The 21,931-nt window shown below is 56.4% G+C and carries 17 protein-coding genes; 6 read left to right on the forward strand and 11 right to left on the reverse strand.

The window, feature by feature from the left end; translation table 11 throughout:
• Positions 1-33: 33 nt before the first annotated feature.
• The 9 genes from EBB79_RS03785 to EBB79_RS03825 form a co-directional block, all read right to left on the reverse strand.
• Positions 34-1,998, reverse strand: coding sequence for a sensor histidine kinase (locus EBB79_RS03785; protein ID WP_238704988.1), 1,965 nt, complete (start codon positions 1,996-1,998; stop codon positions 34-36).
• A 287-nt stretch (positions 1,999-2,285) separates the two neighbouring features.
• On the reverse strand, positions 2,286-3,314 hold the full coding sequence (gene gap / locus EBB79_RS03790; RefSeq protein ID WP_127747655.1) for a type I glyceraldehyde-3-phosphate dehydrogenase: 1,029 nt from the start codon (positions 3,312-3,314) through the stop codon (positions 2,286-2,288).
• 263 nt (positions 3,315-3,577) lie between these two features.
• Entirely contained in the window at positions 3,578-4,723 is a 1,146-nt protein-coding gene (locus EBB79_RS03795; RefSeq protein WP_127747656.1) for an iron-containing alcohol dehydrogenase, read from the reverse strand.
• A complete protein-coding gene (locus EBB79_RS03800) occupies positions 4,723-6,105 on the reverse strand; it encodes an aldehyde dehydrogenase family protein (protein WP_127747657.1) in 1,383 nt (460 codons plus the stop codon). The genes EBB79_RS03795 and EBB79_RS03800 overlap by 1 nt, the downstream gene beginning before the upstream one ends.
• Before the next feature lie 114 nt (positions 6,106-6,219).
• Entirely contained in the window at positions 6,220-7,572 is a 1,353-nt protein-coding gene (locus EBB79_RS03805; RefSeq protein WP_127747658.1) for a glutamine synthetase family protein, read from the reverse strand.
• Positions 7,573-7,684: 112 nt separating this feature from the next.
• Positions 7,685-8,719 (reverse strand): TRAP transporter substrate-binding protein, encoded by a 1,035-nt coding sequence (locus tag EBB79_RS03810; protein ID WP_127747659.1) that lies wholly within the window; start codon positions 8,717-8,719, stop codon positions 7,685-7,687.
• Between the two features lie 51 nt (positions 8,720-8,770).
• Complete coding sequence (locus tag EBB79_RS03815) at positions 8,771-10,273, reverse strand: TRAP transporter large permease (protein WP_127747660.1); 1,503 nt, start codon at positions 10,271-10,273, stop codon at positions 8,771-8,773.
• Positions 10,273-10,869, reverse strand: coding sequence for a TRAP transporter small permease subunit (locus tag EBB79_RS03820; RefSeq protein WP_127747661.1), 597 nt, complete (start codon positions 10,867-10,869; stop codon positions 10,273-10,275). Before EBB79_RS03820 ends, EBB79_RS03815 begins: the two co-directional genes overlap by 1 nt.
• On the reverse strand, positions 10,862-11,647 hold the full coding sequence (locus EBB79_RS03825; RefSeq protein ID WP_127747662.1) for an N-formylglutamate amidohydrolase: 786 nt from the start codon (positions 11,645-11,647) through the stop codon (positions 10,862-10,864). Before EBB79_RS03825 ends, EBB79_RS03820 begins: the two co-directional genes overlap by 8 nt.
• Positions 11,648-11,794: 147 nt before the next feature.
• On the opposite strand from EBB79_RS03825, the gene EBB79_RS03830 reads away from it, so the two are divergent.
• The 5 genes from EBB79_RS03830 to EBB79_RS03850 all read left to right on the forward strand — a co-directional run bounded on the left by EBB79_RS03830 (position 11,795) and on the right by EBB79_RS03850 (position 17,946).
• Positions 11,795-12,667, forward strand: coding sequence for a MurR/RpiR family transcriptional regulator (locus EBB79_RS03830; protein ID WP_127747663.1), 873 nt, complete (start codon positions 11,795-11,797; stop codon positions 12,665-12,667).
• Between the two features lie 208 nt (positions 12,668-12,875).
• Positions 12,876-14,330 carry a xylulokinase gene (gene xylB, locus EBB79_RS03835; RefSeq protein WP_127750867.1) on the forward strand — a complete coding sequence of 485 codons (1,455 nt, stop codon included), beginning with the start codon at positions 12,876-12,878 and terminating at the stop codon, positions 14,328-14,330.
• Positions 14,327-15,637, forward strand: coding sequence for a xylose isomerase (gene xylA / locus EBB79_RS03840; RefSeq protein WP_127747664.1), 1,311 nt, complete (start codon positions 14,327-14,329; stop codon positions 15,635-15,637). The genes xylB and xylA overlap by 4 nt, the downstream gene beginning before the upstream one ends.
• A gap of 5 nt (positions 15,638-15,642) precedes the next feature.
• Complete coding sequence (locus tag EBB79_RS03845) at positions 15,643-16,647, forward strand: aldose epimerase family protein (protein WP_127747665.1); 1,005 nt, start codon at positions 15,643-15,645, stop codon at positions 16,645-16,647.
• A 3-nt stretch (positions 16,648-16,650) separates the two neighbouring features.
• Positions 16,651-17,946: a cytochrome-c peroxidase gene (locus EBB79_RS03850; RefSeq protein ID WP_127747666.1), complete on the forward strand. Its 1,296-nt coding sequence runs from the start codon at positions 16,651-16,653 to the stop codon at positions 17,944-17,946.
• Here EBB79_RS03850 and EBB79_RS03855 read toward each other — a convergent pair.
• Positions 17,940-19,502 carry a CRTAC1 family protein gene (locus EBB79_RS03855; RefSeq protein WP_127747667.1) on the reverse strand — a complete coding sequence of 521 codons (1,563 nt, stop codon included), beginning with the start codon at positions 19,500-19,502 and terminating at the stop codon, positions 17,940-17,942. The genes EBB79_RS03850 and EBB79_RS03855 overlap by 7 nt on opposite strands.
• Entirely contained in the window at positions 19,444-20,670 is a 1,227-nt protein-coding gene (locus EBB79_RS03860; protein WP_338045790.1) for an ROK family protein, read from the reverse strand. The genes EBB79_RS03855 and EBB79_RS03860 overlap by 59 nt, the downstream gene beginning before the upstream one ends.
• Before the next feature lie 155 nt (positions 20,671-20,825).
• Between EBB79_RS03860 and xylF the strand changes: the two genes are divergently transcribed.
• Positions 20,826-21,854, forward strand: a complete 1,029-nt coding sequence (gene xylF, locus EBB79_RS03865) for a D-xylose ABC transporter substrate-binding protein (protein ID WP_127747669.1) — start codon at positions 20,826-20,828, stop codon at positions 21,852-21,854.
• Positions 21,855-21,931: the final 77 nt, after the last annotated feature.

A 21,931-nucleotide genomic window follows, 5' to 3' on the forward strand; every position in this document is an offset into this window, starting at 1 on the left:
TGCCCGTTCCGGGCAATTCACCCCGGGATATTTTTAGCCAGATGAAGTTTGGATCGCCGGTTTGGGTCGCCGGTGGGGCAGGGTGCTATTGGACGCTAAGTGGTCTCCCTCTGTTGCAGGTAGCCAAATGCTGAACTCTGCGCCGGTCTGAGCGCGGTTGCGCACCGAGATCAACCCGCCGGCCCGTTGGATGAGGGTTTGGGAGATCGAAAGTCCCAGGCCGGTGCCTTCGCCGGGTTTGGTGGTGAAAAACGGGTTGAACACAGCCGTGATGTCCTGATCCGTGATGCCGGGACCAGTGTCGCAGACCGAAAGTAGGGTTCCTGGCTGGTCATCGCGGGTCATGGGAGCCAAGCGTAGACTCAAGTCTCCTGCTCCGTCCATGGCCTGAGCCGCATTCATGACAAGATTTATGACCACTTGCTGCAACTCGCCCGGGTTGATAGCGACGGGCGGACTGTGTTCAAAGGCCCGGTGTATGGTGATGCTTTGTTTGGACAAGACGTGATCGACCAAAACCAGGCAATCCTCGACCAAGGGGGCAATGTCGACGTTTTCCTCGAAGGTGCCAAATTCGGTTGGGCGGGCAAATTGCAAGAGTTTGCCGACGATGGCATCGATCCGCAGTACTTGGTTGTCGATCAGGTTCAGTTCCGTTTCAATTTCGCCGGTGTGACCGGCGAGGGTCATGCGGATCACATCGACGTTGCCCTGGATCACCGCCACCGGATTGTTTATTTCATGCGCAACCCCGGCGGTGATTTCGCCGATGGAGGCCAGCTTCTCACTCATCGCGAGTTGTCTAAAAGTGTCTTCGAGTTTGCTGTTTGCGGTGCGCAATTCGGCAGTGCGTTTGTCGACACGGGTGTTCAACTCGTCCGCCCAATCGCGCAGCGCCTGGTCACGGTCCTGAACCTGGTTCAGCAGGGTATCCAGATGAGCCGCCACCTGGCCGATTTCATCGCGGCTGCCGACGGCACCGTTCCGGGCGGCCAGGTCACCGCGCTCGACTCGCTTCATGGTTCGGGTCATCTGTTCCAGGGGGGAAAATATACCCTTGGCCAGCCATAAAAACAGCGGCGCGGAAATGGCAATTACACCAATGAACACCGCCACAATGGTCCAGTAGGCCGCCCGTTTGGCAGCTTGATAGGGCGCCTCGAGAAAGCCGACATAGAGCATTCCAACCCGTTTGCCAAAGCTGTCAGTCAGGGGGAGGTATCCGGATATATACCAGTCATTGACCACAAAGGCGCGATCCAGCCAGGTTTGTCCCTGGGTTAAGACCCGGTCGCGAACACTGGCAGACACCCGGGTGCCAAGCGCGCGGACCTCTTCGAACAGGCGGACATTGGTTGAAATGCGGGTGTCATCCAGAAACAGGGTGGCTGTCCCCTGTCGGCTTTTGCCGGCACTGTCGCTGAGGTAGACAAGCGCATTGATGGTATCGATAAAATCAAGATTTCGGTTCAGCAGGATACCACCAACCAGTACGCCCTCCTGGCCCAATACGGTCACCGGAGCGGCCGAGTGAACAACCATGCCCCGGTCTTCGACGGTGCGGGTTGTTGGGACGGCGGCTTCGGTCTCTATCAACGGAATGCGGGCGCGTTGCTGCAGTTCGGGGGACAGTGCAGCCAGATCCTGGGCTGTGAAAATATCGATTTGTGAGCTGAGGGTCCCAGCTGCGGCAGCGGTAATCACCGGCCATTTTGAGGGTGCGGTGGGCAGGACATCACGGGGTAGAAAATACAGAAAATCAAGTTGCAATGCGATGCGGCGTTGGTTCAGGAAACGCTGCCTTTCGCGGCTGGGGGCGCGTAGGACATCACCGAACAGGCTTGATTCCGCGATGCTGCGAATGTCAGTGCCAGTGCTTGTCAGAATACGTCCAAGATATTGTTCCGCAATGCGCAGATCACTGTCGACATTGGCAATCAGCATGTCGTCATAGTCCGCATTCCAGCGGGTCATTGCCAGCACCAGAAGCAATGGCATCAGCACGCTAAGAGGCAGCAGCGCAAGGAAAAGAAGGCGGAGGCGGACGGATCTCAAAGTGAATTCCCAAGGTTATCGGGCTTGTTCAAAAGGCATGCCCTGTGTGAGGGCCAGTGTGGCATTGCAGCTAAGGGCAAGCAAGTTTTTGGGCGCTTATTCTTGGGCAGCGCGTGCAAGGATCGCAGTGTAACCCGCCCAGGTTTTGCAACAAAAACGCCCGCATGCAGAAGCAAACGGGCGGTTTCTTTCTCATAAGGTTTTACTGTGCGCTTGGGGCGCTTTAGTCCTTAGCTGGCGAGCGACAGTTGCTGGGCCTGCATCAGTTCACCAATTTTACGACCAGTGTCGACCATACGGTTGGAGAAGCCCCATTCGTTGTCGTACCAGGACACAACCCGAACCATACCGCCCTCGGTCACTTTGGTCTGTGCTGCTGCAAAGCACGAGGAATGCGGATCGTGATTGAAATCGATAGAGACCATGGGATCTTCTTCATAGGACAAAACGCCTGCCAGTTCGCCGTTTACAGCTGTTTGAATCGCTTGGTTAACGGCGTCGGCGGTAGTTGGACGCTCAGGTATGAAGCTGAGATCCACCAGCGACACGTTAGGCGTCGGGACACGAACTGCTGAGCCTTCCAGACGGCCCTTCAGATGCGGCAGAACTTCGGAAATTGCCTTGGCTGCGCCAGTCGAGGTCGGGATCATCGACACTGATGCGGCACGAGCCCGGTACAGGTCCTTGTGGCTGGTGTCGTGTGATGGCTGATCACCGGTGAACGAGTGGATAGTGGTCATGTAGCCGGTTTTGATGCCAAAGGCTGTGTCCAGAACCTTGGCCACTGGGGCAAGGCAATTGGTGGTGCAAGAGGCATTTGAAACAATGATGTCATCGGCCGTCAGGTCGTTATGGTTGACGCCAAAGACCACGGTGCGGTCGACGTCTGTGCCCGGAGCGGAAATCAAGACGCGCTTAGAGCCGTTCTTTAGGTGTTTGCCAGCCGTCTCACGGGAGGTGAACAGCCCGGTACATTCATAGGCGACATCAACGTCCTGCCATGGCAGCTCTTCTGGATTGCGAATAGCCGTCAGGTTAATGGTGTGGCGACCAACCGTCATCTTGCCGTCGGACAGTGTGATCGGCGACCTTAAGCGGCCATGCACACTGTCATACTTCAGCAGGTGAACCAGGGTTTCCGGTGGTGACAGATCGTTGATGGCAATCACTTCGATGTCGCTGGTGTCATTCTCGATCATTGCGCGCAAAACGCCGCGGCCGATCCGGCCAAATCCATTAATCGCGATTTTAAGGGGCATAGGGTCAACTCCGCAGGGATTCCGAAACTGGTATCGGTATTTCGATAACGACAGTATTTGCCGCATCGTTATCGCTAACGGTGGCGGAAATCAACCCCCTGCTGCGCGGCAATGTGACCTATCGAAGTGGGTGACCGTTCAACTTTTTGCGGGTCAGTGGGGCGTGTAGCGCGCGCCTGATCTGGTCGGAGATCGGTACAAAGCAAAAAAGGCCGCCCGTTCAGTTTTGCAACGGGCGGCCTTGGACGTTGTTTGGTCGGCGCTTAGAGGGCTGCTTTGAACAATCCTGTCAGGTTTTCCGTCGTCAGCTCAATTGGGTTGCCACCGCAGCTTGGGTCGATGATCGCGCCTTTGACCAGCTCGGGAATGCTGGCCTCGGTGACGCCCAGTTCGGATAGCTTGTGTGGAATGGCCATACTGTCGTTCAGCTGGTCCACATAAGCGCAGAAACCGTCAAAGCCGCCGTCGATGCCCAGATAGGCAGCCGCTTTGCCAAAGCGGTCAGCGATCACACTTGAGTTGAACTTCAACACTTCGGGCATACAGACCGCATTGGTGGTGCCATGGTGGGTGTTGAAATGCGCCCCGATTGGGTGGCTCATGGCGTGAATGGCGCCCAGCCCCTTTTGGAAACCAGTGGCCCCCATGGCAGCGGCTGACATCATTTGCGCACGCGCCTCGATGTCGGTGCCATCGGCATAAGCGCGCGGCAGGTAGTCCTTGACCAGGCGCATACCTTCCAATGCAATGCCCTGCGACATTGGGTGGTAATGCGGGGACGAGAACGCCTCGACGCAATGGGCAAAGGCATCCAACCCAGTACCGGCTGTAATGAATTTGGGCATGCCCACGGTCAGTTCCGGATCACAGATCACCACTGCCGGCAGCACCTTGGGGTGAAAGATGATCTTTTTGGCGTGGGTAACGCTGTCGGTGATGACGCTGGCGCGGCCAACCTCGGATCCGGTGCCAGCCGTTGTGGGCACCGCAATGATCGGCGCGATCACGTCAGCGTCGGCGCGGGTCCACCAGTCGCCAACATCCTCAAAATCCCAAAGTGGACGGGTCTGGCCCGCCATAAAGGCAACCATTTTACCCAGATCCAGACCTGAGCCACCGCCAAAGGCGATCACACCGTCATGGCCACCTGCGTTGTACGCAGTAACACCCGCCTCCAGGTTCTTTTCATTTGGGTTTGGGTCAACTTCGCTGAAGATGCCCCGGCCAAGGCCAGCAGCCTCGAGGATGTCCAGCGTGGCGCTGGTGATCGGCAGGTCGGCCAACCCCTTGTCAGTGACCAGAAGCGGTTTTTTGATACCAGCGGCTGCGCAGGCTTCAGGAAGTTCTTTGATCCGGCCAGCGCCGAACTTGATTGCGGTCGGGTAGGACCAGTTTCCAACAAGGCTCATCAGCTTGTCACCTTCTTTAGATGGTAAGATTTGGGGCGGGTCAGGTTGTGGAACCCGATAACAGACAGGCCGCCGCCGCGACCTGTATCTTTACAACCGGTCCAGCACAGGCCCGGATCCAGATAATCTGCCCGGTTCATGAATACAGTGCCGGTCTCAATCTGATCGCCGATACGAACGGCCCGGTCAACATCTTGGGTCCACAGCGATGCGGTCAGGCCAAACTGGCTGTCGTTCATCAGCGCAATGGCTTCTTCGTCAGACGAAACTTTCATGATGCCCACAACCGGGCCAAAGCTTTCGTCCTGCATGACACGCATGTCGTGGGTCACGTTGGTCAGGATCTGCGGCGTCAGATAGGCGCCACCATCATCCGCAGCCATGGTCTCTATATGCGCAATCGCCCCGGCCTCTACGGCCTCGGCGATTTGATCGCGCACCTCTTGCGCGAACCGCACATTGGCCATCGGTCCAATGGTGGTGTCTTGCTCCATCGGATTGCCCAGTGTGTATCCCTTGACGATCGCCACGGCCTTTTCAAGAAAGGCGTCATACTGGCTTTCATGTACATAGATGCGCTCGATCCCGCAGCAACACTGGCCCGAGTTGAACATGGCGCCATCAATCAGCGTATCAACAGCTGCATCCAGATCGGCGTCTTCCATGACATAGCCGGGATCTTTGCCGCCCAATTCGGTGCCAACACCGGTGAATGTACCCGCCGCCGCGCGTTCCATGGCTTTGCCACCACCAACCGAGCCGGTAAAGTTCACAAAGTTAAACGCCTTCTTCGCAATCAGCGCTGAGGTGGTGTCGTGATCCAGAAACATGTTCTGAAAGACATCTGCAGGCACGCCAGCTGAGTGGAAGGCTGCTGCCATGCGTTCACCGACCAACAGGGTTTGAGTGGCATGTTTCAACACGACGGTGTTGCCGGCAATCAGGGCAGGGGCGACAGTGTTGATTGCAGTCATATAGGGGTAGTTCCAAGGCGCAACCACCAGTACCACACCATGTGGTATATGCTTGATATAACGCTTGAATGTAGCGTCTTCACTGACTTTGATATCCGCCAATGCCTCGTCGGCGATCTCAGCCATATGGCTGGCGCGTTCGTTGAAACCGCCAAACTCACCGCCAAACCGCACTGGGCGCCCCATCATATGGGCCAGCTCCGGCACGATCTCGTCATTCATCGCCCCAACAGCCGCCACGCCTGCCATCACCAGGCGGATGCGCTCAGCCAGCGGTCGCGCGGCCCAGGCTGCCTGTGCCGCACGGGCGCGAGCGGCAGCGTCAAACGCCGCTTCAGGCGAAAGCACATCCCGCTCGGCAAATACCGACCCATCAATCGGTGAGATACATTTCAATGTCTGGCCCATGCCATTTACTCCAGGTTCACAAGGCGCTCAGGCCCCTTGCTTCATCTTTTCCAAAATACTCCCGCCGGAGGCTCCCATCCGCGCCCCGCAGACAGGCGGCGCGGTCAGGGCAGCTCAGGCGCGTTCAAACCCGCGTGCAACCTCATAGTCAGTGACCGCGCGTTCGAATTCTTCGATTTCCCATTCGGCAGCGCGGGCATAGTGCACCACGACATCTTCACCCAATGCGGCCTTCAGCATGTCCGATCCCTGCAGTGCCGCGCCTGCATCGCGCAGGTTTGATGGGATCATACCGGTCTCGCCCTGATAGACATCACCGGTGCTTGGAGCCTGCAACTCCAGTTTTTCCTCAATGCCGGCAATACCAGCTGCCAGCTGAACGGCGCAGGCCAGATAGGGGTTCAGGTCAGACCCACCGATGCGACATTCCACGCGGATACCTTTGGTTCCAGCGCCGCACAACCGATAGCCTGCAGTGCGATTGTCCACGGACCAGATGATCCGCGTGGGGGCAAAGGTGCCCTTCATGAACCGTTTATAGCTGTTGATATAGGGGGCCAGGAAATAGGTATAGTCAGGCGCATATTTCAGCATACCAGCCAGATAGTGTTTCATCAGCTGCGACATGCCCAATGGATCACTTTCGTCAAAGAAGGCGGGCTTGCCGTCCTGCCACAGGGACTGGTGCACATGGCTGGAGGAGCCAACCTTGTTTTGATCCCATTTCGGCATAAAGGTCACCGCGTGACCCTGTTGCCAGGCGATCTCTTTGGTGGCGTGTTTGGCGATGGTGTGAAAGTCGGCTGTGTTCAGGGCAGCATCGTATTTAATGTTCAGCTCTTCCTGACCTGCCTCGGCCTCGCCCTTGGTGCACTCCACCGGAATGCCAGCGTCCCACAGATGATTGCGCAGCGGTCGCATCACGTGTTCCTCACGGGTGGTCTGAAGGATGTTGTAATCTTCGTTGTAACCGGAAATCGGAGCCAGCTCACGGAAACTGCCTTTGCGTATCTCATCAAAGCTTTTCTCGAACAGGAAGAATTCCAGTTCGGTCGCCATGATCGCATCCAGCCCCAATGCCTCAAGCCGCTTCAACTGTTTTTTCAACACAGCGCGCGGCGAGTGGGGGATCTCTTGGTGGGTATTGTGGTCCAAAACATCACAGAGCACCATCACCGTGCCCTCCAGCCATGGCATTGGCCGCAGTGTGGTCAGGTCCGGTTTCATCACATAATCGCCATAGCCCGACTCCCAGCTGGTCGAGGCATAGCCATCTGGCGTGGCCATCTCCAGGTCGGTGGCCAGCAGATAATTACAGCAATGGGTCTCTTCCCAGGCGCCGTTCAGGAAGTGCTGGGCATGAAAGCGTTTGCCCATCAGGCGGCCCTGCATGTCCACAAGGCAGACCAGAACGGTATCAACAGTGCCATCGGCAACTTGTTCTTTGAGCGTGTCGAAGGAGAGCATGAGCGACCTTTGTTCTGTTGCGCATAAGACTTTTACTAAAAAGTCTTAGCAAATTTCTTAGGAAGAAATTTGGCCCGCGTGGGGCAGGCCAAATTCGTTTTTTGTTTATTGATCAGCCGTAACGGTACGGACGGCCAGCCGCCTGCATATCCGAGTTGTACTTCTTGAAGATCTCGACAACTTTGGCCTTCGTTGGGCTTTCAGCAGCGATTTCATCCCAGAACTTGACCGCTGCGTCTTCGACGGTCTTCCATTCTTCATCAGGGATCGAAGTCAGTTCCATCTTTGGACCATTAACCCGCAGCGATGCTTCACCACCCCAGTACCACCACTGACGATAGTAGTGTGATTGGTCACAGCAGGCCCGGAACAGAGTCTGCATGTCTTCTGGCAACTCGTTCCAACGATCCATATTGGCAAAGAACGAACCAGCCCAGGCACCGGAGATGTTGTTGGTCAGGAAGTAGTTGGTCACGTCAGCCCAACCAACAGTATAGTCTTCGGTGATGCCGGACCAAGCAATACCGTCCAGCTCGCCTGTTTGTACCGCAACTTCGATGTCTTCCCATGGCAGTGTTACCGGAACAACGCCGAACTGGCTCAGGAAACGACCGGCTGTTGGGAAGGTAAAGACGCGCTTGCCCTTCAGGTCAGCCAGGCTGCGGATTGGATCTTTGGTGGCAAAGTGGCAAGGATCCCATGCACCAGCCGAGATGTGCTTGACGCCCACCTTGGAATACTCTTCGTCCCAGATTTCGTTCAGGCCATACTGGTTGAACAGCACAGGCACGTCGAGCGAGTAGCGCGAGCCAAACGGGAAGTAGCCGCCAAAGACGGTGACCTCAGTAGGCGACGCCATCGAGTCATCGTCGGACTGAACCGCGTCAATGGTGCCGCGCTGCATGGCGCGAAACAGCTCACCCGTTGGGACCAGCTGATCCGCGTAAAACAGTTCGATCTGCATGCGGTCGCCTGCGATCTTGTTGAACATGTCAACGGCAGGCTTGATAACGTGCTCACCCAGAGCCGCACCAGCATAGGTCTGCATCCGCCACTTGATTGTGGTCGCTGCAATCGCAGGTGTTGCCAATGGAGCAGCAACGGCTCCGGCACCAGCTGCGGCCAAAAACTTACGTCTTGTGGTCATTTTCTATCTCCTAGTTAAAATTGTGGCCCCCTGACGGGGCTCTTATTGCGATTATCTTCCGTAAACGTAGTCGGGTAGCCAGGTGGCAATCTGTGGAAAGGCCATCACAAGCGACAGGGCCAGAACCATGATCAGTGCAAAGGGGATGATCGAGACATAGATGTCGCGCAGCCCGATTTCCGGCGGCGCCATCGCGCGCATCAAGAACAGATTGTAGCCAAACGGCGGTGTCATATAGGCGATCTGCGTGGTGATCGTGTACAACACCCCGTACCAGATCAGGTCGAACCCAAGCTCGCCAACCAAAGGAACGTAGAGGGGGGCCACGATTACCAGCATGGCGGTGTCATCCAGAAAGGTGCCCATCAGCAGGAAACTGACCTGCATCAGGATCAGGATCATCCAGGGGCTGAGACCCAGCTGACTGGTGAACAGGTCCTTGATGGCATTGACCGCACCAAGCCCGTCAAAGATCGCGCCAAATCCAAGGGCCGCCAGGATGATCCACATGAACATGCAGGAAATGCCCAGCGTTGACCGCACCGAGATTTCAAAGACCTCTTTGTTCATCCGGCCCTTCAGGACAGCAGCGACAAAGGCGGTCATTGCGCCAATCGCCGAGCTTTCCACCAGCGAGGTCCAGCCATTGATGAAGGGCACCATCATGGCCGCAAAGATCGCCAGTGGAAGCACGCCCGAGAACAGCAACCGGTGCTTTTCCTTCATATAGACGTCAGTATAGAACATCGGGTTATGGCGCAGGGCAAACGAGGCCACCGAGGCAACAATGGCAATCCCCAGAGTGGCTTTTGGTCCGGCTAGACCAGCCATTATCAGCAGGGGCAGCATGACCAGCGTTGCCAGAACAATGTAGTTCAACCGCAGTGGGTGATCCGAGACCTGCTCGTACTCAGCCAGGTCTTCGGGTGTCATCGCAGGGCCCAGATTAGGTTGCAGGCGGGCGCGGATGTATATGTAGACGATGAACATCACCGCCATCATCAGGCCCGGTAGCACGCCTGCCAGCCACAGCTGACCCACCGGCTGGCGAGCGATCATTGCGTAAAGCACCAGAACAACCGAGGGGGGCACAAGAATGCCCAAGGATGAGCCGGCTTGGACAACGCCAGTGACCAGGATCTTGTCATAGCCACGGCGCAGTAGTTCGGGCAGGGCGATGGTGGCGCCAATGGCCATACCAGCCACCGACAGACCGTTCATCGCCGACACCAAGACCATCAGGCCGATGGTGCCGATGGCCAGACCACCTTTGACGGGGCCCATCCAGACGTGAAACATCTTATACAGGTCGTCGGCGATTTTTGATTCCGACAGCACATAGCCCATGAAGATAAACATCGGCAGGGTCAGCATCGGGTACCATTTCATCAGCTTCATCGCAGCTGCAAATGGAATGTCCGAGCCCCCAACACCCCATAGGGCCATGCCAGCAACAGCACCGATAAAGCCGATGGCACCAAACACCCGCTGGCCGGTCATCAGCATCAGCATCATGCCGCTGAACATCAGGATGGCAATCATTTCATAAGACATCAGAGGTCTACTCCGCGAAGACGTCCGATATCCCGGAACAGTTCTGCAAGACTTTGCGCCAGCATCAAAAGGACGCCAATGCACAACATGGATTTCACCGGCCACAGGTAGGGTCGCCAGGCGGTTGGGCTGCGTTCCATATGCCCGATTTTTTCTGTTACACCTGACACACCATCAGTGAACAGAGTGAGGAACAGGTCCCAGAAGAACGAGAATGGCTCGACCCCGAAATAGCCCAGTGAATAGGCGGTCGATCCCACCGCGCCAAACAGCAGCACGCCGAGATAGAATATCAGGAACAGCACGGTGAAGGCATCGATCCAGGCTTTGGTCCGCGTTGACCAGCCGCCATAAAACAGATCCATCCGGACGTTTGATCCCATCTGGATCGAGTAGGGGCCGCCCAGAATGTAATAGGCAACCATCACAAATTGTGCGGTTTCCAGTGTCCAGATCGATGGATAGAAAAACGTTTTGGAAATTGAGGACCACAGCAGCACACCAACCAATACAAAGATCAGGTACATGGCAATCCGGCCAATAAAGCGGTTCATCGCATCCACGTAGCGGATATATCCGGTTATCACTTTAGGCATTGTCGCCCCCTTGTTGCGCCAATGTGGCCATTGCTGGCCGGATCAAGGTCAAAAGCTCCTCGGCCATCGTGGTCTCTTCTTGCGGGCTGCGCAGCAGGTCATTGCGCACCTCAATCATCACATTGGCCAGACCATGGGCCAGGCCGTGCAACCGCAATGAGTGGGTGACACCATCTTGCGGCCCATAGGGCTGATTGCGCTCGACGCGGCGATGCGGCAGGGCCGGAGCATTGGCCAACATGGCATCGGCCATGGCTGTGTCATCATCGTGCAGAATGCCGATTTCAACAGCGCGGTGCTGGCCGTAGTAAACGGGTGTAAAACTATGGATGGTGATCAGTACGGTTTGCAGTCCTGCGGCGTTGCGGGCCTTGATCACGTCACTGACCGCGTCACAGAACGGGCGATAGACCATGTCCACTCGCTGGTGTCGCTGGTCATCGGTCAGATCTCGGTTGCCCGGAACCTCGATCAGTTCTGATACTGCAGGCATCGCCGAGGCGACCTCAGGGGGGCGATTGCAATCGTAGACCAGTCGCGACACTTGACTGGCCACCATCGGTGCATCCAGCGCTTGGCTTAGGTGCAGCGAAATGGCCCGTGCGCCGGGATCCCAGGCTGCATGGCTGTTCTGGTCGGCAGGCTGAAGGCCTAAGTCGCCAAACTGGGCAGGGAAGTGATTGCTGGCATGTTCGCATAGAATCAGCGCCGCCCCGGATCCCTCCGGGTTGCTGACCTCTACGGCCTGTATAAGAGCGTTGGAATCGCTCAGTGACATTCACGTTCTCCCCATTTTGGAAAAATCTTTTCATGAGAGCACGGTTGTGTCAATATCTTTTCAGTCGCCCGAAAATCTTGAGGGTATCGGACTGCTCGTGAAACAGGGTATGTGCTAAAGGTGCGGCAGAACGAAGGGACCGGAAATTTGACCAAACCAGCGGCCACTGTTCGAGAACTGATGCGTGAGCAGTATTCCTCGCTCACGCAATCAGAGCGTAAGTTCGCGAATTCATTGCTGGAAAACTATCCGTCAGCTGGACTCGCCTCGATTACCATTGTTGCTGCAAATGCCGAGGTTTCCACACCGACCGTGGCCCGAATGGTGCAGAAACTGGGCTTCAAAGGGTATCCGCAGTTCCATCAAGCCCTGTTAAAAGAGTTGCAGGCGCAGGTGTCGGGGCCGACTCAGCGACGCGCCAATTGGGTCACCGAGGCCCCCGAAGGCCATCTGCTGAACAGATTTTCCCAAGCGGTAACTGAAAACCTGGAGCAAACATTTTCTAATATCGATTCGGAAAAATTTGACGCGGCGGTGCGTCAATTGGCCAATACAGATGGGCGGCTGTACGTAGTCGGGGGGCGGATCACACGGGCGTTGGCCGACTATGCATTCACCCATTTTCAGGCGATCCGGCAGCGGGTGACCACGATGACATCGTCCGCCGCAACCTGGCCACATTATGTGTTGGATATGGTCGAGGGCGACACCCTGTTGTTGTTTGATGTGCGGCGCTACGAGACCAATTTGCAACGTCTGGCCGAATTGGCAGCAGAGCGTGGCGTGAAGGTTATTCTGATCACGGATCAATGGGCCAGCCCAATTGCCTCTGTGGCTCAGCACAGCTTTAGCTGCTGGGTCGAAATCCCCTCGGCCTGGGATTCCAATATTTCGACCATGATGCTGCTTGAAGCGATGATTGCTGCCACTCAAGAAGAAAGCTGGACCGAAACACGGGACCGCTATGAGCGTCTGGATGAATTGTTCGACATGACACGGTTGTTCCGGAAGTTTTCCTGACGATCTGGGCGGTTATCTGTCGACGACTTTTAAATACACGTTGGAAACATGGCGCCTCTTTGACTGGATCAAGGGGGTTTTTGTGGGTTTTCAATTTGAAGCTGGCGGCTGGCATGTGTTGACATTGGGCCAAATATTGTTTTATTTTTATTTCTAAAATAAATAAGCTTGTGTCCGAACTGCGGCCAAGTGAAGGGAGTAAATGCAGATGTATATCGGGTTGGACCTGGGCACCTCTGGCTTGCGGGCATTGCTGACCGACGAGGGCGGCGCAATTGTCGCAACTGCTGATGCGGCTTACGGGGTGTCGAACCCCTATCCAGGATGGAGCGAACAAGATCCAGCGGATTGGATCGAGGCCTGCAACACGGTGATGGCTGCACTTAAGGAGGCGCACCCACGGGATTTCAGCGCGGTGCGCGGAATTGGGTTGAGCGGCCATATGCATGGCGCAACGCTGGTCGGGGCCGAAGGGCAGGTGCTGCGGCCTTGTATCTTGTGGAATGACACCCGCTCGGCTGCGCAGGCGGCTGTGCTTGACGAAACCCCCAATGTGCGGGACCTGTCGGGCAATATCGTATTCCCCGGCTTTACTGCCCCTAAACTGAGATGGGTTGAGGAAAACGAACCAAAGATATTTGCTCAAGTCGCCAAGGTTCTGCTACCCAAGGATTACCTGCGGTATTGGCTGACCGGCGAATTTGTTGGTGATATGTCTGACAGCGCTGGCACTTCCTGGTTGGACGTGGGCAAGCGCGACTGGTCTGAAGAATTACTGGAGGCCGGACATATGCGTCTGGACCAGATGCCAAGATTGGTCGAAGGTTCGGACAGTTCGGGCATGGTGCGGGCGCAATTGCGGGCGGATTGGGGGATGTCTGGGCCGGTCACCGTTGCAGGCGGAGGCGGCGATAATGCCGTTGCTGCCTGTGGTGTGGGTTGTTTTCGCGATGGCGACGGGTTTGTGTCGCTGGGCACGTCCGGTGTGTTGCTTGCTGCCAAAAACAGTTTTGCGCCGGACCCGGAAACGGCCGTTCATACCTTCTGCCACGCAGTGCCAGACACCTGGTACCAGATGGGCGTTATCCTTGCTGCGACAGACTGCCTGAACTGGCTGTCCCGCATTGTGGGGCGCACTCCGGCCGACTTGGCCGGGGCGTTGAAAACAGGGGTTTCCGGACCATCAAAGACCCTGTTTCTTCCGTATCTGTCCGGCGAACGTACACCCCATAATGACAGCACCATTCGTGGGTCCTTTATTGGGTTGGACGTAGCAACCACGCCCGAAGATATGACCCAATCAGTCATGGAGGGCGTTTCATTTGCTCTGCGTGATAATCTTGACGCGCTAAAGGCCACGGGAACCAACCTGTCACGGGTCTTGGCGATAGGGGGCGGCACAAAATCCCGCTTCTGGCTGGAAACCTTGGCGACCACATTGAATCTGCCGCTGGACCTACCGGAAAAAGGCGACTTTGGTGCCGCTCTGGGTGCGGCCCGACTGGCGATCGCGGCAGATACCAGGGCTGACCTGTCCACAATTATGACGGCGCCCAAGGTGGCTGAGACCATCGAACCATGCGCTGATCTGGTTGACCGATATTCTGAAACTCATGCGCGGTATCGCGCGCTTTACCCCCATCTGAAGGCTGCACTGAAATGACCACTGGATTTTTTCGCGACATCACCGAAATCCCATATGAGGGTGCAGACAGCACCAATCCTTTGGCGTTTCGTCACTACAATCCGGATGAGATTGTTATGGGCAAACGGATGGAGGACCATCTGCGGTTTGCTACCTGTTATTGGCACAATTTCGTCTGGCCCGGGAACGACCCATTTGGCGGCCAAACGTTTGACCGTCCCTGGTTCAATGACACCATGGAGGCGGCAAAGCTGAAGGCCGATGTTGCCTTTGAAATGTTCCAGCTGCTCAAATCGCCCTATTACTGTTTTCACGACTTGGACGTGCGCCCAGAAGGTGCGGATTTCGCCGAGAACACCCGTAACCTGAACGAGATCGTCGACTATTTCGCCGAAAAGCAGGCACAGACTGGTGTCAAGCTGCTCTGGGGTACTGCTAACCTGTTCTCAAATGCCAAATACATGTCCGGTGCGTCGACAAACCCGGACCCTGATGTTTTCGCCTTCAGTGCAGCAACCATCAAGACCTGTATGGATGCCACCCATCGTCTGGGCGGTGAAAACTATGTGTTGTGGGGTGGTCGCGAAGGCTATGAAACACTGCTGAACACCGACCTCGGTCAGGAAGATCAGCAAATGGGCCGCATGCTGAACCTTGTTGTCGAGTATAAGCACAAAATTGGCTTCAAGGGGGCCATTCTGGTTGAGCCCAAGCCACAAGAGCCCACCAAGCATCAATATGACTATGATACAGCCACCGTTTATGGTTTTTTGAAACGTCACGGGCTGGAGAATGAGGTCAAGATGAACCTGGAGCAGGGGCATGCAATCCTTGCTGGCCACTCGTTCGAGCACGAGATCGCCACCGCCTCGGCGTTGGGCATTTTTGGCTCGGTTGATATGAACCGCAATGATTATCAGTCCGGCTGGGACACCGATCAGTTCCCGAACAATGTGCCCGAAGTGGCACTGGCCTATTATCACATTCTGAAAGCGGGCGGTTTTACCACAGGTGGCACCAACTTTGATGCCAAACTGCGGCGCCAGTCGCTGGATGCTGAAGATATGCTGATGGCGCATGTTGGCGGCATGGATGTTTGTGCGCGTGGGCTGAAGGCGGCAGCGGCAATGATCGAGGATGGCACGATGGATCAGTTTGTCACGGATCGCTATGCCGGTTGGCAGCAGCCCGAGGCACAGGCGATGTTGCAGGGCAAACGGTCTCTGGATGAGATCGCCGCCCATGTTGAGGCCACAGGCCTGAACCCAAAACCGCGCTCGGGTCGTCAGGAATATCTGGAAAATGTCGTCAACCGCTTCGTGTGACTGAGATGACAAGCGTTCGGGACTGCGGGCGATTTAACGGTCAGACCCTGCGGGAGGTCACCCTCCGTGATGGCGATGTCTCGCTGGCGATCCTGAATTACGGTGCGACCACGCGGGACTGGCGGGTGCCTTTGAACGGGCGCCCTGTTCCGGTGGTGCTGGGCTACGCGGATCCAGTGCAGTACCTGCACGGCACCGTCTTTTTCGGTGCCATTGTTGGGCGGGTGTCCAACCGGATTGGCGGTGCGCAATTCTCAATGAATGGTCAGACACTTAGGTTATCCCCGAATGACGGGGGTAACCAGTTGCACGGCGGACCTGTTGGCCTGTCCAATGTCTTTTGGGAGATCGAGCCCGATGGGCCGTCGGCGGTGCGCTTGCGCTATGTCTCACCTGCCGGAGAAAACGGATTTCCTGGTCAGGCTAAGGTGACGGTGGACGTTCAGTTGACCGGATCTTGTGTGACCTATGATATGCGCGCCGAGGTCGATTGCGTCACTCCGATTAGTCTGGCCCAACATAACTACTACAATCTTGCGGGCACCGGGTCCATTTGGGACCACAAATTGCGCTGCACGGCGGACCTGATGCTTGCGATGGATGATCAGGGCATCATGAGTGGTGACATCACATCGGTTGATGGCACCCGGTTTGATTTTCGCGACATGCGCACTTTTGCACAGGCAGATCCAAAACGTCTGGGGATTGACCATAACCTGGTGTTTAAGGCCGACCAGGATGTGGCCCAACCTGTGTGTGAGGTGATGGCCCCCAATGGGATGCGTTTGAAAGCCTGGAGCGATCAGCCGGGCGCGCAGTTGTATACGGCGGCGCACATGCCGATGCAGGAGGGCGGATTGGACGGGCAAAATTATGGCCCTGCTGCAGGTTTTTGTTTCGAGCCACAGGGGTTCCCCAATGCGGTCAATATCCCATCATTCCCGTCGGTTCTTGTTTCACCGGAAATACCATATGCTCAGAAACTGCGGGTCGAAATCAAAGGAGACTAACGGATGAAGTGGTTGATTGTCGGCGCACTACTGGCAACCGGAGCCGAGGCTCAGGAATTGGGGCCCCGACCTGTGTTTCCCGAAATGGATCCGGCCCGTGTCGAGCTGGGGCAATTGCTGTTTTATGATCCGATACTTTCCGGCAACCGCAATATCAGTTGTGGCACCTGTCATCATCCGCGATTTGGAACCTCTGACGGGATGTCGCTATCCATTGGCGAGGGTGGGCTAGGGCTTGGCCCAGATCGGCGCATTGACCCAAGCAATCCACCCGAGCATCGCTTGCCCCGCAACGCACCTGCATTGTGGAATCTTGGGGCAACTGAGTTTACCTCGTTTTTTCACGATGGTCGCTTGGAAGTGGACCCTGACAAGCCGGGCGGCATCCGCACACCGTTGGGGGCTGAAATGGTAGTGGGCTTTGATAGCGTGCTGGCCGCCCAGGCGATGTTTCCGGTTCTGGCGGGGGACGAAATGGCGGGGCATTACTCGGAAAACGAAGTATCACAGGCCGTGCGTCTGGGACATCTGAGTATCAAGGGTGGGGCCTGGGACAGGATCGCAGCCCGGGTTGAGGCGATCCCAGAATATCGGCGTGCATTTGATGCGGTTCTGGGCGACCAAACACCGATCCAGTTCACCGATATTGCCAATGTCATTGCCGATTTTACGCGGGTAGAATGGCGGGCCGATGATAGTCCGTTTGACCGCGCCATGCTGGGCGGCGACCCTTTGTCAGCGCAGGCCTCTCGGGGGCAAGACCTGTTTTATGGCACGGCGGGATGTTCCACCTGTCATTCGGGTTGGCTGCAGACGGATCATAACTTTCATGCCATCGCCATGCCGCAGATCGGTCCGGGTAAGGCAGCGCCTTTTGAAACCCATGCACGTGACACCGGGCGCATGCGTGTTACCGGTGAGATCTCAGATCAATACAAGTTCCTGACGCCCTCGCTGCGCAATGTTTCTCAAAGCGGTCCCTATGGCCATGACGGAGCCTATGCCAGCCTGCAGGCCGTGGTGCGCCACCACTTTGATCCGATTGCCGCGTTAAATGCCTATGACCCCACACAGGCGGTGTTTCACGACATCCAGTCCCCCGATGATTGGCGTGTTGTGGCCGACAGCGAAGAACTGGCGCGGATCTCGGCAGCAAACGAGCTGACACCCATCGCGCTGGGCGATGATGACCTGTCTGATCTGGTCGCCTTTTTGCACAGTCTGACGGATACGGGCGCAACGGCAGGGCGGCTGGGCGTTCCGTTTAAGGTGCCCAGCGGTTTGCCCGTCGATCAGTGACTTAATGTGATGATCTGATTGGCGTCGACCTGCTGCCAGTCTGATGCGCTTTGGTTTGGCAGAATGACCCTGACCTCGGCCATGGTGTTCTGGCCCATGCCAAAATGGAGAAGCCCTGCCTGTCCGCTGGCATGGCCTCCACCGACCGTGATTTCGCGCGTTTGAACCCGGTCCCCGGTGCGCAGCTCTACATGGGCGCCAATGGACCCAGTGTTGGGGGCCGCAGCCGTAATCTGCACGGCTAGCCAGTTCCCAGGTGCGGACGTGTTTTGATACAGCTCCATCTGTGCGCGGCGGTTTACAACAGCCAGATCCAGTAGGCCATCAAGGTTCAGATCCATCAAGGCCGCCCCGCGCGAGCGTGCCAAATTCGAAATTCCGGCCTCTAGCCCGCGTTCGGTGAAGGTACCATCTGGCAATTGGATCAACAGGTTGTTCGGATCGTCCATTGCGGCACCGGGCATCTGTTCGACGTTGCCCTTGGCCACAAAGATGTCGTCCAACCCGTCGTTGTTCACATCCCCAAAAGCCGCGTGCCACCCGGTCGAGGGGCGTCCGTCGCCACCTGTGTAGGGGCGGTGCGCCGTTGTTCCGCGCTCGTAAGTTGCATCACGATAGGCCGGTCCTCCCAAGGCCGGGTCGAAGTACTGAAATTTCTGATCCCCCATCGAGGTCAGGTAGACATCGGAATAGCCGTCCCCGTTCAAGTCGCGCGAGGCAATGCCCATGCCCCACAGCATATAGGGCTGCCAGCCTTCGTCTTGTGCATAGAGACGCGGTGTGTCTTCCATTGCCCACATCTGTTCCTGGCCGCCACGCACATAGTAATGCCGATCATTGCTGGTCCGCAGATCGGCGCGGCCAGTGCGTGACCAGTCGGTGAACAACATGGACAAGGCGCAAAATCCCGGCTCCAGGCGTGTGACAGGGGCATAAGATTGGCCGTTGGGGCGATACAGCAGGGTCGCATCACAGGTCTCAAATGGGCCATCAGGATTGCTGCGGTCGACATAGGTGCCAAAAGCCAGCGTCGGCAGAGAATTCCCGGTCTCCCAAGTCGCAGAAAATGCAGTGGTCCAGTGGTCGCCGCTGACAAATCCCAGATCAGTGAAGGGTTCGAACGTGCAGTTCCCCTGTCCCTGCATCAAAAGATCCGGACCATTGCGCAGGATAGCCAGGTCCAGAATGGAATCACCGTCGATATCCAGCGGATAAGCTCCGATGACCCCAGTCACAGCAAGGGCCCCGGGGGTGTCCGCCGTAAATGCCAGATCTCCGCCTGCGCCTGCAGTTACATTGCGCATCAGTTGCGCTGGGTTTTCGCCGCCCGCCGCATAGAGTTCGGGGAGCTGATCCCCGTTGCAGTCAAAGGCTGCCACGCCGCCGCCGACGTAATGTTCCCACCCGCCCGCATAAGTGTGGTCGGGCAAAGTGCGCGGGGCATAGCTTATGTCGGCAAAAGCCGAAGGGGCAATCAGTGCAAAGGCGAGCGTATGTTTAGGTATCACCGGCGGCAAGCTCCCGAATGGCCAAGGCTGAGACTTCTTCGATGGCATAGGCAGCGGCGCCTTTTGCCCACATCAGGTCACCCCAATTGTGCACACGAACTTTTGGTGGAGGCGCATCGATCTGTACCACCCAGCGCTGCATCTCTTCGATCACCTGATCAGAATAGAGATAATCAAAGGACAATCGCGCACCGGACAAAATGATCAGTTTTGGGTCAAAGATATTGACGACATTGGCCAGACCCATGGCAAACATACGCCCAGCACGATCAAAAATGGAGCCAGCCATCTGGTCGCCTGACTTTGCGGCCTCGACCAACTGACCCAAATCCCTGTGCCCTGCACCTCCATTGGTGATGTTGGCCTCACGCAGCAGGGCATAGTCGCCGACATAAGCCTCTAGGCAACCGCGTTGCCCGCATTGGCACAGCGCGCCCTCTAACTGGACCTTGGTGTGGCCAAATTCAGCCCCGCAACCCCGTGTGCCACGGTAAATCTGATTGTCGATGACAATGCCCATACCAACACCATGTTCGATTGTGATGACAACGAAATTGCTAACATTGCGGCCTTTGCCAAACAGATGTTCGGCCTTGGCCACCAGGTTTGCATCGTTATCGATGAAAATCGGGCAGGGGGCATGTTGGGCCAGATGGGTGCCAAAATCGACATTGCGTTCGACCAGGGACGAGGACCAGTAGACGAAATTTCGCTTGGCATCGACCATGCCAGCCATCCCGACACCCATGCCTGAAATGGTGCTGACATCAAATCCGCCTTTGTCGCAGGCCTGACCCAGTGCGACCATGATCGTCTTACACAGGTCCTCTACTGGCATTCGTCCCCGCGTCAGGGGGAGTTCATGGTCTACGATGTCGTTGCCTTCAAAGTCGAGAATCACCACGGAAATCACCCCGTGGGAAACCTTGATGCCGGCGATCCTATGTGCGTCCCCCCGAATTTTCAGGGCAACACGCGGGCGCCCGCGCTTGGCGTCTTGCCTTGGGGCCTCTGGGATAATCTCTTCGATTAGTCCAACATCAATCAGCTCGGCCGTGATCGCGGTGACTGTCGCGGGGCTGACTCGTGTTGTGGTTGAAATATCAATGCGCGCAATGCGCCCAGCAGCCCGAATCGTATCAATGACCTGTTGCTTTCCGCTTTCTCGTTGTTCGTCCGAATGCGAAAGACGGCTCGCTTTTTCCAAAATTATCACTCCTTGCGAGGCTGTTAGCTACCTATGTGGTCTTAGTCGTGGCGGCCTCATTTTCATAGGGTACATGATTTAATTTGAAACTCAAAAAAAATATGCTAGTCTTGTGTCACACGGAGGACTCGGCCCCACGAGTCCCTGGGATAGGGAGGACTAAAATGAAGTTTCTAAGTGGAATTTCGCTGGCCGCAGTTGTGGCTATGACTGGTTCGGTTGCTTTTGCGGCTGATCTGACCGTTGGCGTCAGCTGGTCAAACTTTCAGGAAGAACGCTGGAAGACAGACGAGGCCGCCATCAAGGGCGCCTTGGAAGCCGGAGGTGCTGATTACATCTCTGCTGACGCACAGTCGTCATCGTCCAAGCAATTGTCGGACATCGAAAACCTGATCGCCCAGGGTGTTGATGTGCTGATTGTGCTGGCACAGGATACCCAGGCTATTGGCCCGGCAATTCAAGCCGCTGCAGATGAAGGCATTCCGGTAATCGCCTACGACCGTCTGATCGAAGACAGCCGCGCCTTCTACCTGACGTTCGACAATGTCGAAGTTGGTCGTATGCAGGCCCGTGCCGTTTTTGAGGCTCTGCCAGCTGGCAACTATGTCATGATCAAGGGCTCGCCGACCGATCCGAACGCAGACTTCCTGCGTGGTGGTCAGCAAGAGATCATTCAGGCTGGCATTGACAGCGGTGACATCAAAATCGTTGCCGAAGCCTATACTGATGGTTGGTTGCCTGCGAATGCGCAACGCAACATGGAGCAGATCCTGACGGCCAATGACAACAAAGTAGATGCTGTCATTGCGTCCAACGATGGCACTGCCGGCGGTGTTGTTGCAGCCTTGACTGCTCAGGGTATGGAAGGTCTTCCAGTGTCTGGCCAGGATGGTGACCACGCTGCGCTGAACCGCGTTGCATTGGGTACTCAGACTGTTTCGGTTTGGAAAGACGCCCGTGACCTGGGTAAAACTGCAGGCGAAGTTGCTGTTGCATTGGCCGGTGGCGCTGCTCTGGCAGACGTTGCAGGCTCGGCTGACTGGACGTCACCAGCGGGCACATCCATGACATCCATGTTCCTGGCGCCGGTTCCTGTGACGGCCGCGAACCTGAGTGTTGTTGTTGATGCAGGCTGGATCAGCAAAGACAAGCTGTGCCAGGGTGTAACCAACGGTCCCGCACCTTGTAACTAAGATCACGACCTGAAAACCGGTGCGTCCCCGTTCAATTGGGGCGCACCCATGAAAACCTTTGCTGTAACTGGAGTTCG

It is taken from the genome of Parasedimentitalea marina (assembly GCF_004006175.1).
Taxonomy (GTDB): Bacteria; Pseudomonadota; Alphaproteobacteria; order Rhodobacterales; family Rhodobacteraceae; genus Parasedimentitalea; species Parasedimentitalea marina.

Coding starts and splice junctions, on each gene's coding strand:
- EBB79_RS03850 (WP_127747666.1), top strand. CDS start 16,651: ATGAAGTGGTTGATTGTCGGCGCACTACTGGCAACCGGAGCCGAGGCT.
- xylA (WP_127747664.1), top strand. CDS start 14,327: ATGACCACTGGATTTTTTCGCGACATCACCGAAATCCCATATGAGGGT.
- EBB79_RS03785 (WP_238704988.1), bottom strand. CDS start 1,998: ATGCCATTGCTTCTGGTGCTGGCAATGACCCGCTGGAATGCGGACTAT.
- EBB79_RS03815 (WP_127747660.1), bottom strand. CDS start 10,273: ATGTCTTATGAAATGATTGCCATCCTGATGTTCAGCGGCATGATGCTG.
- gap (WP_127747655.1), bottom strand. CDS start 3,314: ATGCCCCTTAAAATCGCGATTAATGGATTTGGCCGGATCGGCCGCGGC.
- EBB79_RS03820 (WP_127747661.1), bottom strand. CDS start 10,869: ATGCCTAAAGTGATAACCGGATATATCCGCTACGTGGATGCGATGAAC.
- EBB79_RS03855 (WP_127747667.1), bottom strand. CDS start 19,502: ATGCCATCGAAGAAGTCTCAGCCTTGGCCATTCGGGAGCTTGCCGCCG.
- EBB79_RS03795 (WP_127747656.1), bottom strand. CDS start 4,723: ATGAGCCTTGTTGGAAACTGGTCCTACCCGACCGCAATCAAGTTCGGC.
- EBB79_RS03800 (WP_127747657.1), bottom strand. CDS start 6,105: ATGGGCCAGACATTGAAATGTATCTCACCGATTGATGGGTCGGTATTT.
- xylF (WP_127747669.1), top strand. CDS start 20,826: ATGAAGTTTCTAAGTGGAATTTCGCTGGCCGCAGTTGTGGCTATGACT.
- EBB79_RS03810 (WP_127747659.1), bottom strand. CDS start 8,719: ATGACCACAAGACGTAAGTTTTTGGCCGCAGCTGGTGCCGGAGCCGTT.
- xylB (WP_127750867.1), top strand. CDS start 12,876: ATGTATATCGGGTTGGACCTGGGCACCTCTGGCTTGCGGGCATTGCTG.
- EBB79_RS03805 (WP_127747658.1), bottom strand. CDS start 7,572: ATGCTCTCCTTCGACACGCTCAAAGAACAAGTTGCCGATGGCACTGTT.
- EBB79_RS03825 (WP_127747662.1), bottom strand. CDS start 11,647: ATGTCACTGAGCGATTCCAACGCTCTTATACAGGCCGTAGAGGTCAGC.
- EBB79_RS03845 (WP_127747665.1), top strand. CDS start 15,643: ATGACAAGCGTTCGGGACTGCGGGCGATTTAACGGTCAGACCCTGCGG.